This is a genomic window from Flavobacterium sp., assembly GCF_035292545.1.
Taxonomy (GTDB): Bacteria; Bacteroidota; Bacteroidia; order Flavobacteriales; family Flavobacteriaceae; genus Flavobacterium.
Genome location: NZ_DATDPV010000069.1, coordinates 1 through 13,697, shown reverse-complemented (window position 1 = coordinate 13,697; position 13,697 = coordinate 1). Strand labels below are relative to the sequence as shown.

The 13,697-nt window shown below is 35.2% G+C and carries 10 protein-coding genes; 3 read left to right on the top strand and 7 right to left on the bottom strand.

The genetic code is table 11. The features are described from left to right. Positions 1-3 precede the first annotated feature (3 nt). The 3 genes from thrA to VI621_RS11705 all read right to left on the bottom strand — a co-directional run bounded on the left by thrA (position 4) and on the right by VI621_RS11705 (position 3,936). Positions 4-2,415 (bottom strand): bifunctional aspartate kinase/homoserine dehydrogenase I, encoded by a 2,412-nt coding sequence (thrA, locus tag VI621_RS11715; protein ID WP_324218579.1) that lies wholly within the window; start codon positions 2,413-2,415, stop codon positions 4-6. Beyond that, the gene (locus VI621_RS11710) at positions 2,415-3,404 is read right to left on the bottom strand and encodes an alpha/beta fold hydrolase (protein WP_324218578.1); all 990 of its coding nucleotides are present in this window, start codon (positions 3,402-3,404) and stop codon (positions 2,415-2,417) included. The genes thrA and VI621_RS11710 overlap by 1 nt, the downstream gene beginning before the upstream one ends. A 79-nt stretch (positions 3,405-3,483) precedes the next feature. Continuing rightward, positions 3,484-3,936 carry an OsmC family protein gene (locus tag VI621_RS11705; protein ID WP_324218577.1) on the bottom strand — a complete coding sequence of 151 codons (453 nt, stop codon included), beginning with the start codon at positions 3,934-3,936 and terminating at the stop codon, positions 3,484-3,486. A 968-nt stretch (positions 3,937-4,904) separates the two neighbouring features. Here VI621_RS11705 and metK point away from each other — a divergent pair. Continuing rightward, positions 4,905-6,155: a methionine adenosyltransferase gene (metK, locus tag VI621_RS11700; RefSeq protein ID WP_324218576.1), complete on the top strand. Its 1,251-nt coding sequence runs from the start codon at positions 4,905-4,907 to the stop codon at positions 6,153-6,155. A gap of 131 nt (positions 6,156-6,286) precedes the next feature. On the opposite strand, the gene VI621_RS11695 is transcribed toward metK, so the two are convergent. Both VI621_RS11695 and VI621_RS11690 read right to left on the bottom strand, forming a co-directional pair. Further along, positions 6,287-9,043 (bottom strand): carboxypeptidase-like regulatory domain-containing protein, encoded by a 2,757-nt coding sequence (locus tag VI621_RS11695; protein WP_324218575.1) that lies wholly within the window; start codon positions 9,041-9,043, stop codon positions 6,287-6,289. Between the two features lie 58 nt (positions 9,044-9,101). Next, a complete protein-coding gene (locus VI621_RS11690; RefSeq protein WP_324218574.1) occupies positions 9,102-9,998 on the bottom strand; it encodes a GLPGLI family protein in 897 nt (298 codons plus the stop codon). A gap of 128 nt (positions 9,999-10,126) precedes the next feature. Here VI621_RS11690 and VI621_RS11685 point away from each other — a divergent pair, with 128 nt between their 5' ends. Together VI621_RS11685 and VI621_RS11680 are read left to right on the top strand one after the other, a co-directional pair. Next, positions 10,127-10,966 (top strand): hypothetical protein, encoded by an 840-nt coding sequence (locus tag VI621_RS11685; protein ID WP_324218573.1) that lies wholly within the window; start codon positions 10,127-10,129, stop codon positions 10,964-10,966. Then, positions 10,966-11,583: a deoxynucleoside kinase gene (locus VI621_RS11680; protein WP_324218572.1), complete on the top strand. Its 618-nt coding sequence runs from the start codon at positions 10,966-10,968 to the stop codon at positions 11,581-11,583. Before VI621_RS11685 ends, VI621_RS11680 begins: the two co-directional genes overlap by 1 nt. Positions 11,584-11,686: 103 nt before the next feature. Here the strand turns inward: VI621_RS11680 and VI621_RS11675 are convergent, their stop codons facing one another. Together VI621_RS11675 and VI621_RS11670 are read right to left on the bottom strand one after the other, a co-directional pair. Then, positions 11,687-12,502: an ice-binding protein gene (locus VI621_RS11675; RefSeq protein ID WP_324218571.1), complete on the bottom strand. Its 816-nt coding sequence runs from the start codon at positions 12,500-12,502 to the stop codon at positions 11,687-11,689. A 619-nt stretch (positions 12,503-13,121) separates the two neighbouring features. Continuing rightward, a partial coding sequence (locus VI621_RS11670; protein WP_324218570.1) for an isoaspartyl peptidase/L-asparaginase occupies positions 13,122-13,697 on the bottom strand: 576 nt, incomplete at its 5' end.

Here is a 13,697-nt window from a genome sequence, read left to right as displayed (position 1 = left end):
TTTTTATCCTTTTTCCGATAATCTCAAAATATCTCCAAAAACACCTCTTGCCGTTACTGCCGAACCTGCTCCTGCCCCTTGAATTACGATGGGTCTGTCACCATAGGATTCGGTATAAATTTCAAAAAAGGAATCGGAGCCTTTGAGTTGTCCTAAAGCGGTATCTTGGGGAACAGAAACTAATTTTACTTCTAAATTTCCTCTGTCTTGTTGTAAATCTCCTGATAATTCTCCGATATATCGCAAGACATGATTGGGTTTTTGGTTTTGTTTTATGGTTGCATATAAAGCATCCAGTTCAGTTAATTGGTTTAAAAATTCGGCTTTATCTCCTGTTCTTAAATTTTCGGGAATAAGATTTTGAATTTTGACTTCCTCGAATTCATTTTGAAGGTCTAACTCTCTGGCTAAAATTAACAATTTTCTACCGACATCATTCCCGCATAAGTCTTCTCTTGGATCGGGTTCCGTAAAACCTTTATCGATGGCTTCTTGCAGCACTTGACTAAAAGGTCGGCCTTCCGCAGAAAAATGATTGAATAAATAACTTAAAGTTCCTGAAAAAACCCCTTTTATTTTAGTGATATTTTCACCGGAATGATGCAATAATTTGATAGTATCAATAAGAGGAAGACCTGCACCAACATTGGTTTCATACAAATAATTCTTCTGATTATCCGTAAGTGTTTTTCTTATTTTTTTGTAGAAACTGTAGCTTAAAGTGTTGGCTACTTTGTTGGAAGAAATTAAATCGAAACTATTTTCTGCCAGTGGAATATAATTTTCGACAAACGTGCTACTTGCGGTATTATCGATGGCAATTAAATTTTCAAGATGATGCTCATTGGCGTAAGCGATAACATCTTCAAGGGTATAGGGAATGCCGTTGTTTTGGATTTCGGTTTCCCAATCCGGAGTGATTCCGTTTTTGTTGAAAAGGACTTTCTTAGAATTGGCAATGGCAAAAACATTGAGTTTAATATCTTTCCGCTTTTCGATATTTTCGGCGGAAGTTAAGATTTGATTGATTAGTGTTCCGCCCACTAAACCATGTCCAAAAATTGCAATATTGATCTTCTTTGAAACTCCGAAAATCTCTCCATGAATGACGTTCAATGCTTTATGAAGTTGGGATTTATTCACCACCAAACTCACGTTTTTGCCTGTCACCGTGTTATTGAAAAGAATTGGGACGATTTTGTTTTTGATAAGTGCCGTGTACGGTTTATGAAACGTGCTTAAATCCTGTCCGATAATAGAAATCACTGAAACATTATCGGTTACCGAAATCTTGTTGACATCTTTGGAATAGAAATCATTTTCGAATTCTTTTTCTAATTCAATAATTGCTTTTGATGCTTTATCGGCAGCCACCACAATCCCAATTCCTCTTTCGGATGATCCTTGCGAAATAATGCTGACGCTGATATCGTTGTCTCCCATCACTTTAAAAATACGGGCATCGACTCCAGTTTTACCTAAAAGTCCGCGCCCTTCGAGATTAACCAAAGACACATTTTCTAAAACGGAAAGTGATTTTATGCCTGCTGAATCGGCAGTCGAAGTGATTAATGTCCCTTTATTTTCATGATTGAAAGTATTTAAAATCCGAAGCGGGATATTTTTTTCCAATAAGGGAATAATGGTTTTGGCATGAAGAATGGTTGCTCCGAAATTGGCTAATTCATTGGCTTCATTAAAAGACAATTGATCAATTTTTTTAGCGTCAAAAACCAAATCAGGATTGGCGGTATAAATCCCATCCACGTGGGTGTAGTTTTGCAATTCTTCAGCATCAAGGTAATTGGCAATTAAGGAAGCAGTATAATTACTTCCGTTTCTGCCCAAAGTTGTCGTGTCATTAGTTGCATTTGAACCTATAAAACCCGTAACAATATTTACCGTTGTTCCATTATTCTGCTTAAAGTGATTAATCACATTCTTTTTTGACAATTGTTCCAAAGGTTGTGCGTCGCCATATTTTCCGTCGGTTTTGATGAGCAAACGTGTGTCCGAAAAATTGGCATTCACGCCTTTATCTTTTAACGCTTGCGTGACCACTTTTGCCGAAATCACTTCGCCTTGCGCCAACACATTGTCTTTTATCTTTTTGCTATAATCGCCCAATAAAGCTACGCCTTCAAAGGTTTTTTCCAATAGCCGAAACTCTTCTGATAAATCAACTAAAAAATGAGATTGTTGGTATTTTTGGAATGCATTAAGTTGTTCGAGATAGGCTTCGTTTTTTACGGCTTTGTCTAAAATCTGCTCCAATTCATCGGTTGCATTGGCGATTGCCGAAACGACTACGGCAATTTTCTCGTTATTGTTTACTTTTTCCAAAATAATTTCGACTGCTTTTTCAAAGCCATTTCCGTAAGTCAGCGACTTTCCTCCAAATTTTAAAATTTTCATTATGCGGTTTGTTTAGTTGTTATAAAAAGGTTGTTAAGGATTGTATTTAATTGTTCGTACTCTATCAAAAAAGCATCGTGTCCATGAATGGATTTGATTTCGTGGTAAAACACATTTTGCTTTACTTTTTTCAAATCTTTATACGTTTCTCTATTTTCATCGGCTGTAAAAAAATGATCCGTATCAACAGCGATGATGTGAATATTGGATTGGATTACTTTGGCAACGGTCACAAAATCTTTTCTGTTTCTCGTAATATCAATCGTCTTAATCAGATGATTCATCATTTTGTAAGCAGACAATTGAAAACGTTTTTGCAATTTATCTCCGTGATGGAACAGCCAGCTTTCGACTTGGAAAATGTTTTTCAGTTCATTTTTCTGACGACCGAATTTTTGTTTCAACGATTGAGGCGTTCTGTATAATAACATAGCGTGTGCTCTTGCAGTAGGAATCGGGTAATTCGAATTGTTCAAAATCTCATCTTGAACCAACGTGTTTGCAATTACCCAATCAGTAGCTTTCCAATCCGAAGCAATCGGAATCAGATTTTCGATACCTATCGGATTAAGCACCGCCATTTCCCAGGCAATTCCTCCGCCTAAACTTCCTCCGATTACGGCAAAAAGTTTTTCGATACCCAATTCTTGCAATCCTTTCCAGAATATTTTAGCAATATCCCTTGCGGTAAAATGGGTGTAATTATAAATCAGATTTTCCTTCACGCCATCAAATCCATTTCCGGGAATATTGAACGCTATTATCGTAAATTCATTTGCATCTATGGTTTGATTGGCTCCGATTAATTCTTTCCACCAACCATTTTCTCCAGTAACTTCTGAGTTTCCGGTAAGCGCGTGATTGACCAATACTATCGGTGCTTTTCCGATAGGCTGCCCAAAAACCTGAAAGAAAAGAGGAAACCCTTTTAGGATTTTTCCGTTCTCTGTTACAAAATGGGAGAGTATTATTTTTTCTAATTTTTTCATTCTAAATATTTTAAAAAGACTGTTTTTTGACTAAAAGTCAATGGTCAAAAACAGTCTGATAAACAACCAATTTTAGTGTTTAAATGGATTCTGGCGGTGCATATTCTTTAATCAAAGTCAGCAAAACCGGTGTGGCATTTAATAAAGTATCACGAACCGGACATCTTTCTTTTACGGTGTCAATCCATTCTTTCAAAAGTGCTAAAGGCGCATCTGAACTTGGCTTTACCACAATTTCGATTGATTTGAAACCTGCTCTGCCTTTTTTGGTTTTCTCATTTTTATCGACTAAAGTCCCGGAAATTTCTACCTGTAACGATTTCAATTCAATACCCAATTCCTTGGCTACTATTTGCCCAATGGCATTCACAGAACCTGCAAAACCGGCTAACAAATATTCGAGTGGATTTGGCGTTTCTGAATTTCCATTCGCTGTGTTATTATTGATTCTTATATTGAAATCTTGTGCTTTTACGATGAATTGATTGTCGTTTGCTACATATCCAAATACATTTATTATTTTAGTGCTCATGATTATTTTATTTTTAATGTTGTTTTTATTTATATGAAAAGAAATTCGTTTTCTTCTCCATTTATCAGAATCAATAATGACTCTGAGTTGTTTGTAAATGATTCGTTTTTTTGCAGTCTTACTGATTTATTTTTGAAATCAATCTTCGTTATCGATTGAAGTATTTTTAAAAATTTATTTAGTGTTTTCATGTTTTGTAATATTTAATTGTTGGATAAAAAAAAGTCCTTTTGGAGCGTTTACCAAAAGGACTTTATAGTTTGAACTATAACAAAGATTAAATCTTCCGCTTTCGGCAATAGCAAGTTTGAATATGCATATACATGCACATCATACGGCGTTTCATAAAAATCTTTGTAGTCGCTATTGTTTTCATCTTTCATTTAGCTGAACTTATTTCAGCCTTGTTTTAATTGAACCGAATTTAAATTCAGTCATTGTTAATGTTTGTTTTTTCTTTTCTCAAAAAGACTGAAATGAATCAGCATTAAACAAAAAAAGCCTCTGCGGTGTGCAGAGGCTTTAGCTGTATATTTTAAAATTGAATTTTAAATTGAAGCAATAGTGTCCTCTGCGGAAGATTTCCACATAAAATAACACATATGACGCTTAATTGAATTCATTTTTTTGTTCTATTTGATGGTGCAAACTTCCGAACTCTTTTTTGATTTACCAAACGAAAAAATAAATTTTAACATTTTACATTGAATTATATTTAATAAAACCCTGCGCATTTACCCTTTTACAAACAATTCCATAATTCAAAAAAAGTATTTAATTTTAAAACCATAAAAAAAAGTGAAGTTTAATTTGCAAATCAAAATCGTTTCATACATTTGCAATCGATATTAGAGGAAAAATTTGAACTGATTGCAACCTCGTTAAAAAAATGCTAAAGCAGAAACTCTCCTTTAGTATTTCCCCTGCAATTATTTCATCCTCGCTTAATTTAAAAAAACTATATTATTATGGCTTATTTATTTACGTCAGAATCTGTGAGTGAAGGACATCCGGATAAAATTGCAGATCAAATTTCGGATGCATTAATTGATAATTTCTTAGCCTTTGACCCTCAGTCAAAAGTGGCATGTGAAACTTTGGTTACAACCGGTCAGGTATTTCTTGCTGGGGAAGTAAAATCAAAAACATATTTAGATGTGCAGCAAATTGCTCGTGATGTCATCAAAAAAATTGGTTACACGAAGAGCGAATATATGTTTGAGGCCAATTCTTGTGGCGTTTTATCTGCTATTCACGAACAATCAGGTGACATTAATCAAGGTGTTGAAAGAGCCAATCCGGAAGATCAAGGTGCCGGTGACCAAGGAATGATGTTTGGTTATGCTACCAACGAAACCGAAGATTTCATGCCTTTGGCTTTGGATTTATCTCATAAATTATTACAGGAATTAGCTGTTTTACGTCGTGAAAACAACGAAATAAAATATTTGCGTCCGGATGCTAAATCACAAGTGACTTTAGAATATGACGACAATAATAAACCAGTACGTATTGATGCGATTGTAATCTCTACTCAACATGACGATTTTGATGAAGAAGCTGTGATGTTGGCTAAAATCAAATCGGATTTGGTTGGGATTTTGATTCCTAGAATCATCAAGAGCAATCCGCAATATGCACATTTGTTCAATGACAAAATCACGTACCATATTAATCCAACAGGGAAATTCGTAATTGGTGGACCTCACGGAGATACTGGTTTGACTGGAAGAAAAATCATTGTGGATACTTACGGTGGAAAAGGAGCTCACGGTGGTGGTGCTTTCTCTGGAAAAGACCCGAGTAAAGTGGATAGAAGTGCGGCTTATGCTACACGTCATATCGCTAAAAACCTGGTTGCTGCCGGAGTTGCTGATGAAATTTTAGTACAAGTTTCGTATGCTATTGGTGTTGCGAAACCTATGGGGATTTTTGTTGAAACCTACGGAACTTCGAAAGTGAATCTGACTAACGGTGAAATCGCTAAAAAAGTGGAAGCTATTTTTGATATGCGCCCTTATTTTATCGAGCAACGTTTGAAATTAAGAAACCCAATCTACAGTGAAACTGCAGCTTACGGACATATGGGACGTAAATCAGAAACGGTAACTAAAACTTTTAATGCTCCGGGCGGAAACGAAAAAACCGTTACGGTTGAATTGTTTACTTGGGAGAAATTAGATTTCGTGGATCAAGTGAAAACGGCTTTTGGATTGTAATTAATCAATTCCTTAGATATAAAAAAAACCTGTTCGCCGCGGCGAACAGGTTTTTTTTTAGCCCTGATAGCAGCGGCATCCTTTTGCTTTTTTCTTTAAAAAGCAAAAGATATAGCGGATAGCGGGAATAGCTACAAATTATACTTCAACGATAAAATCAAATACCTTGGCTGCACCGTGTATTGGGAAGTTCGGGTTGAAAATTGCGTGAAACTATCATCATTTAATGAGGTCGTATTCAACAAATTCGTAGCGCTGACTTTGTATTCCAATTTGCTGTCTTTCTTTTGGTAAATCAAACTGGCGCTTAGGAAATCATATTCGTTATCCACTGTTTTGGTGTTGTTGGTATAATGATAGAATTCATATTCGGCCACAAAAGAGAAGCTTTTCAGGAAATAATAATCCAATTTGGCGAATGGTTTTTCGGTATAAAAAGTGGTTCCGTTATAATCATTGATGCTCAAATTATATCCCACTTCAAGATTGGGTAAGTTTTTGTAATTGGTGGATAATTTTGCGGTGTAGCTTTTCGTAAAGGATTCGGTAGTTTCCAAAACTTCGGCACTATTAAACGGATTGATACGAATGTTATTGAATTTCGACCAAAGCAGCCCCAAATTCACGGATGCTTTATAGTTTTTCGCAAATGATCTGCCGTAACTGGCGGCTCCGGATAGGGTTTCGTCAGCAAAATTAGAATTATAAGGAGTCGAAAATTGATTGATCCCCACAAATTGCGCTTTTGATTTCACGGCATCGATGCGTCTGGTATAATTGATATTGGCAAAAATGTTTTCGAAATTAAACATGTTGTATTTGAAATAACGCAGCGAATGGCTTTGCGCCAAAGCATTTTCCAAGGTTCTGTTTCCTCTGAATAAAGAGTTGTAATTCGTGAAGGTATAGCCTTCCGCCAATTTATTGATATCGGTAAAATCATTCGTGATGGAATAATTATATGTCAATGTTTCGGCTTTTTTTATTTGATACAAAGCGTAAACATCCGGCAGAACACGATAGAAATCATCTTTAGCTTTAGTTGCTGATTGTTCGTTGAACGTGTTGTATTTATGCACGCTGAAACCCGGATTAAAGGTAAACTTTCCGGTTATAAATTTGTAATGCAATCCCAAAAACACATCATTAAAACTGTAACGAACCTGATTGTTTTTGTCGGCATCGTTTAAATCATTGGCATTTCCATTATCCAAAATCTGAAAAATATGGGAATTGAAATTCTGATAAGAATAGGTGTCTCCAAAGGTTACATTGATGTTGCTTTTTGGCGTAAGCATGTAATAATAATCAAACTTCACATCGGTTTTGTTGGTTTTGACAAAACGGTTCTGATTGATGTTAAATCGATTCTCATCTTGCAATCCTAAAATCGGAAATGGATTTTCGGCTAAATTGGCATTATAAAACGGATCTTCATCCTGATATAAATTTTGCATTTCGAAAGCAAATACATTCTTATCGTTTTTGGTGTAATACAAACTCAGATTTTGGTTTAACGAAATCGGATCTTGTTGTTTGAGTGTCTGAATGTCCTGATTACTATTTATTGGCGCGGAACCATTTGTATCTGTCGTAGTGGATTGCGAAAGCAAATTATTGTCTTCATCCTGTTTGGACGTTTTTAATAAAATATCATAATCGAACTGCAATTTTGTATTGGGTTTGTAACTGGAACTCAATTTGAAAAGCCCTAAATTACTTTTTTGATGCGTAACTTCCTGCGTATTTTGATTGGTTGTCAAGGTGTTTACAACCGCTCCGTTAGCATCTTTAATTTCGTCTGTTCGGCTATTTTGAGATGCGGTCTCCAAGTCTGTTAGTGTTGAAGACACAATAGCAAAACCACTTAAACTCCAGGCTTTATTGACGTTATATGAAAAATTAGTCGCGCCAAACTGGGTTTCTATTTCCTTGGCACGATTGTTTCTCATTAATGAAATTCCCAAATCATTGGAAGAAACATTAAAGTTTGTCCCTCCTTTTTTCATCATGCTTCTGAATCCACCGGTGAATTTGAAATAATCCTGAATGGTAAAAGGCATTTCTCCTATATTATTGAAATTCCCAATCACATTGATGCTGTATTTTGGACTGTAATAAAACAATTTTGGATTGATAACATATCGGGTATCTTCATGAGCGATTCCAATTCCGGCATTCATATCCCCAAACCAGAAGTTTTTCTTTCCTTTTTTGAGTTTGATGTTCATGGCGATATTTTCATCTCCGTTTTCGAGTCCTTTTAAAGCGCTGACATCGTTGAAATTCCTGAGCACTTGCACTTTATCAATCGCATCGGCAGGAATATTTTTTACCCCTAATTTGGTATCGCCATCAAAGAAATCTTTGCCTTCGACCATTAATTTGGACACTTTTTTTCCTTCTACTTCAATTTCTCCATCGGCATTTACCTCAACTCCGGGAAGTTTTTTCAGGATGTCTTCGAGTTTCCGTTCGGTTCCTGATTTGAATGAATCGGCGTTATAAACAATCGTATCTCCTTTGATGGAAACCGGCATTTCACGGACAATTTCAACGCCTTCCAATTCTATTCCTCCTGATTCCAAGGTTATTTTTTGGGTAATATTCTCGGTTTGTGTGGTTACGGTAATCTCTTTGGATTGCATTCCGAGGTAACTTACTTTGATAGAATAAGTCGAATTGGGTTTTAAATTCAATTGAAATTTTCCTTTGTCATTCGTAATTCCGTAAGAATCCATGGCTTTTGTACCAATATTAACCGCCATTACATTGGCCATTTCCAACGGTTTATTGGCATTATCCTGGATAAAACCTTCGAATTTAATGTTCTGCGAAAAGGAAATTGAAGTAATAAAAAATAAAGTAATCAGTAATGTTTTTTTCATTGATGGGTGCTTGATAATGACGAAATTTTAATCTTAAACTTAATTCTTAAATTAAAAATTAATTCCCCATTCTTATCTGCATACCACCGTTTCCGCCACGTCCCTGATTCATTTCCTGCATTTCCTTCATTTTTTTGACCACAGTTTCGTCATATTCTTTTTGAGAAATCACTTTGCCGTTTGTTGGTGCTTTGATTTCTACTTTTTCTTTAGCATTCAATACAATTTTAGAACACAAAATAATTGTTTTACCATCATTGACTTCAAGAATCAATCCTGGCAAACCCCAATAATTTTCCGGTCCTTGGTTCACCGGAATTTCTGGTGTGTACCATGCAGTAATAGTGATTTCTTTTGGCAACTCGAATTCATCCATAAAATTGGTTTTCTTTGTTGCATCCTCTTTTTTTGCCGCATCTTTTTTATCTTCTTCCTTTTTAGCTCGGAAGTTTCTGAAATCCGATTGACTTACCGGACGGACAGCCGTAGCTTTGAAACAAGTGTAACCACCAATTAGTTTGGTTTCACTTTCCATTTTCCATTCTAATTTAGGTAAGGAATCTTTTACTAAAAACTCTTTTCCCATGAATTCTTTATCAACAGTGTATAGCTTTTCTTTTACGTTTTTATAATGCGTTCCACCACCGCCCATCATGGAGCTCATCATTCTCATTCCGCCACCACTTTGTCCCGGAGCATCTAATTTTTCTTCTTCTTTATAAATAGAAGCTGATTTATTGAAATTCAGAATAAATGTTTTTTCGAACATTGTTTTCATTCTTTCCTCAATCATTTTCTGCATATCCGGCGTCATGTCTTTGTTGCCGGCCATTCGGGTTTTAAAATCGGAGGTACTGGTTTTGGATTCGTAAACTGCCATTCCTTGGAATTCCTGAGCGTGCAATTGTAAAAAAGAAGCGGTTATAAATACAAAAGAGAAAATTATTTTTTTCATGACTAATTGATTTTAATTAAGACGTAGCAAATATGACGAATCGGAAGTGTTTTTGTTACAAATGTTTTGTTAAATAAAAGAGTAAGACCCTCCTAATAGTAAAAAGTTTAATTGTAAATTAGCTTTCTATGAAATTAAGAATTTACAAATCCAAAAAACCGTTCATCAATTACAGAAGTAAAGGATTACTACTCCTTTTTTTTATGATGCAATTGGCTTTGGGATTAGCACAAGAACAAAAACTGACCGTTTCGCCTGTTTCGGCTTATGAAATCGATGCAGATGCTTTTGCAGGTTTTGATGGATTAGGGAGTTTTTATTATATCAAAAACGATGTTTTTTTTAAGAGAAAGAATGATAAATTATGGGAATATAAAAATCTTTCATTAGGTAAAATTACTCGTGTCGATTTGCAAAATCCATTGCAGATGGTCTTATTTTATGAAAATTTCAACACGGTTATTATGCTGGACAATCAATTGAATGAAGTCCAGAAAATAAATTTTTCAGAAAATGATCTTCCTATAATGGTTGCTGCCGTTGGGATTTCTTCTCAGAACCGACTTTGGATTTACAACAGTTTGTCGCAACACATTGGTCTTTTTGATTATTTGAAAAACACATTGCAACCGATAACACCTTCTTTTCAAGGAAACATAAAATACTATGAATCCGATTTTAATACTTTTCAATGGATTGATGAAAAAATGAACTGGTTTACCTGCGATATTTTTGGGAAAGTGACTGCTTTAGGAAAAGTCTCTGATTTTGATCAAATTCAACCTGTTACCAAACAAATTGTCCTTTTTTCCAAAGACGGGAAATTACACCTTCAGGATTTGCAGAAGAATGTTATTTACACAATTGTGAATGTTGAGAAATCATTTAAAAATTTCTACTACAAAGACCAAATTTTATCTATTTTTACCACAACAGGAATTACGAATTATAAAATCACAATACCATAATGCACATAGCAGTAGCAGGAAACATCGGCGCAGGAAAAACAACATTGACACGTTTATTAGCAAAACATTTCAAATGGGAACCGCATTATGAAGATGTGGTGGACAATCCTTATTTGGATGATTTTTATCATCAGATGGAACGTTGGTCCTTTAATTTACAAATTTATTTCCTGAACAGTCGTTTTCGTCAGGTATTGCAAATTCGCGAAAGTGGAAAGAAAATCATTCAGGATCGAACGATTTATGAAGATGCACATATTTTTGCACCCAATCTTCATGCGATGGGTTTAATGACCAATCGTGATTTTCAGAATTATACTTCGTTGTTTGAATTAATGGAAAACATGGTCGAAGGTCCTGATTTATTGATTTATCTAAGAAGTTCCATCCCGAATTTAGTAAACCAGATTCACAAACGTGGACGCGAATATGAAAACACGATTAGTATTGATTATTTAAGTCGTTTGAACGAACGTTATGAAGCTTGGATTCATACTTATAACAAAGGAAAACTACTCATTATAGATGTAGACAACATTAATTTCGTGGACAATCCTGAAGATTTAGGCGTAATTTTAAATCGTATTGATGCAGAATTAAATGGTGGATTGTTTTAAATTTCTTTAAATTATATAAAAATGAAAAATGCCTCACTCCAAATAATTGGACTGAGGCATTTTTGTGTAAATAAATTATTCAAATCTGCAAAAAGCTTGTTGCTTATTGTGGTTTTTTAACCGTATTCATTTGAAGCGTTACCGCAGTTTGAGCCAACATTCTTCCGTTTATTGACGCGCCAGTCTTTAAATTAATCCCTGTCGCTCCCAATATATTTCCTTCGAAATGACTGGTCGTTCCCAAGGTTACCGCGTCAGCTACCTGCCAATAAATGTTTTTTGCCTGTGCACCATTAGTCAATGTAATATTCACTCCAGAACTCATATCAAGTGTGCCATCAACCTGAAATATCCAGATATCATCCGGTCCGCCTGAAATACTGATATCTGTTGGAATAAGAAGCGCACTTGTCCATTTATACAAACCAGGAGTAAGTGTTTGACCTCCAATATCTCCGGCACCTAAATTCACGAAATCCGGATTAATTCTTCCGGCAAGATCAGTATAAGCCGTTTGCATATCACCCACAGCAGAAGTTAATCTGGTGGAATTGGTTATTTTACAAGCCGGACCAGCAGCATCAACGGTGTATATTGTTCCCGTCACTTCAACACATTCAAGCAAAATTGCTGCACCGGTAATTGGACTTGTTCCAACATCTCCGGTAATGGCAGATTGAAAAACATCAGTAATCCCCGATTTGGAAAGAATCACGAAATCGCCTGCTAGCCCTAAATTCACCCCTGATAATTCACCACTTCTTTGATTCAGACCAGCACTTTCTTCCTTCAGACTAACCGACTTATTCAAAGTCGCATTCTCTGCAGAAGCCGCACTAGTGTCCTGATCTTCGCTACACGCTGACATGAAGACAATCGATAGCATGGCTATGATTGCTGTTGTTTTTTTTAATATCATAATTAGTAGGTTAATTATAGTGAATTCATTTCCACTTTGCCAAAGATGACTTATAATATATGAAATAACTTACGGATCATCACAATTGTGATAGTATTAACGGACTACAAAAGAAAATTATCCTACAAAAGCAGATTTAAAAATCAATCAATTACTGCCATTGATAGTATTCATTTTAATAAATATTTCAGAAGATTTAGCAATTATTTTTTAACTGAAGTAATGAGAATTGAATGGCAGTTTATTTTTAGATTCCTATCGTTTTTCATATCTTTGTATATCAGCATGTTACAATAAAAAAATACTGGTAATTTGTTTTTATTTCCCAAATCTATTCTAAACTATTAATCTATGGTTTACTGATTATTAATTTAAATCTAAAAATCATGAGCCTTAAATATTTTAAATTTAAATCTGTTTGTATGTTTTTAATTCTCGGATTTATCCTGCAAAGTTGTACTGCTAAAAAACCTTGCGTCATAGGAGGCGACAAGAGTACTCAGGAGAAAACATTAATTGTTAGGACTACTTAGCTTTTAATAAAACCGAATAAATATTGAATCATTGATAGAACTCATTAAAAAAAATCAATAAAAAGTCTTGAGTTCTCAGGGCTTTTTTATTTTTTTGAATAATAATCCGAATCAATTAATCGATTTCCTTCCGCATCATTAATGGCAAAATTGAAACCTCTTTGAACACAATAAGCACCATATTCCCCTTTTTTATTCAAGGCAATAAAACCAACTTGAATGTCTTTCAGGTTTTTATTTCTGATTTTGGTCAGTTTTACTATTCTATTTACGGCTTCTTCACAGGCTTTTTGGGGTGATTTTCCCTGACGCATCAATTCGACAACCAAATGGCAGCCAGAAATTCGAATTACTTCTTCACCATGTCCGGTCGCTGTTGCAGCTCCAATTTCGTTATCCACATACAATCCCGCTCCAATAATTGGAGAATCTCCTACCCGCCCGTGCATTTTATAAGCCAATCCGCTAGTAGTGCAGGCTCCTGATAGATTACCATGTGAGTCAAGCGCAATCATTCCTATTGTATCATGATTTTCGATATTGGCATCAGACTTATAATTGCTTGTTTTCAGCCATTCTTTCCATTCCTTTTCGGATTCTTCTACTAATAAATTTTCTTTTTTAAAACCTTGTGACAAGGCAAATTGCAAGGCACCCTCACC

Excerpts from the sequence above, each read along its gene's own strand:
- thrA (WP_324218579.1), bottom strand. The coding sequence starts at position 2,415 with ATGAAAATTTTAAAATTTGGAGGAAAGTCGCTGACTTACGGAAATGGC.
- VI621_RS11710 (WP_324218578.1), bottom strand. The coding sequence starts at position 3,404 with ATGAAAAAATTAGAAAAAATAATACTCTCCCATTTTGTAACAGAGAAC.
- VI621_RS11705 (WP_324218577.1), bottom strand. The coding sequence starts at position 3,936 with ATGAGCACTAAAATAATAAATGTATTTGGATATGTAGCAAACGACAAT.
- metK (WP_324218576.1), top strand. The coding sequence starts at position 4,905 with ATGGCTTATTTATTTACGTCAGAATCTGTGAGTGAAGGACATCCGGAT.
- VI621_RS11695 (WP_324218575.1), bottom strand. The coding sequence starts at position 9,043 with ATGAAAAAAACATTACTGATTACTTTATTTTTTATTACTTCAATTTCC.
- VI621_RS11690 (WP_324218574.1), bottom strand. The coding sequence starts at position 9,998 with ATGAAAAAAATAATTTTCTCTTTTGTATTTATAACCGCTTCTTTTTTA.
- VI621_RS11685 (WP_324218573.1), top strand. The coding sequence starts at position 10,127 with ATGAAATTAAGAATTTACAAATCCAAAAAACCGTTCATCAATTACAGA.
- VI621_RS11680 (WP_324218572.1), top strand. The coding sequence starts at position 10,966 with ATGCACATAGCAGTAGCAGGAAACATCGGCGCAGGAAAAACAACATTG.
- VI621_RS11675 (WP_324218571.1), bottom strand. The coding sequence starts at position 12,502 with ATGATATTAAAAAAAACAACAGCAATCATAGCCATGCTATCGATTGTC.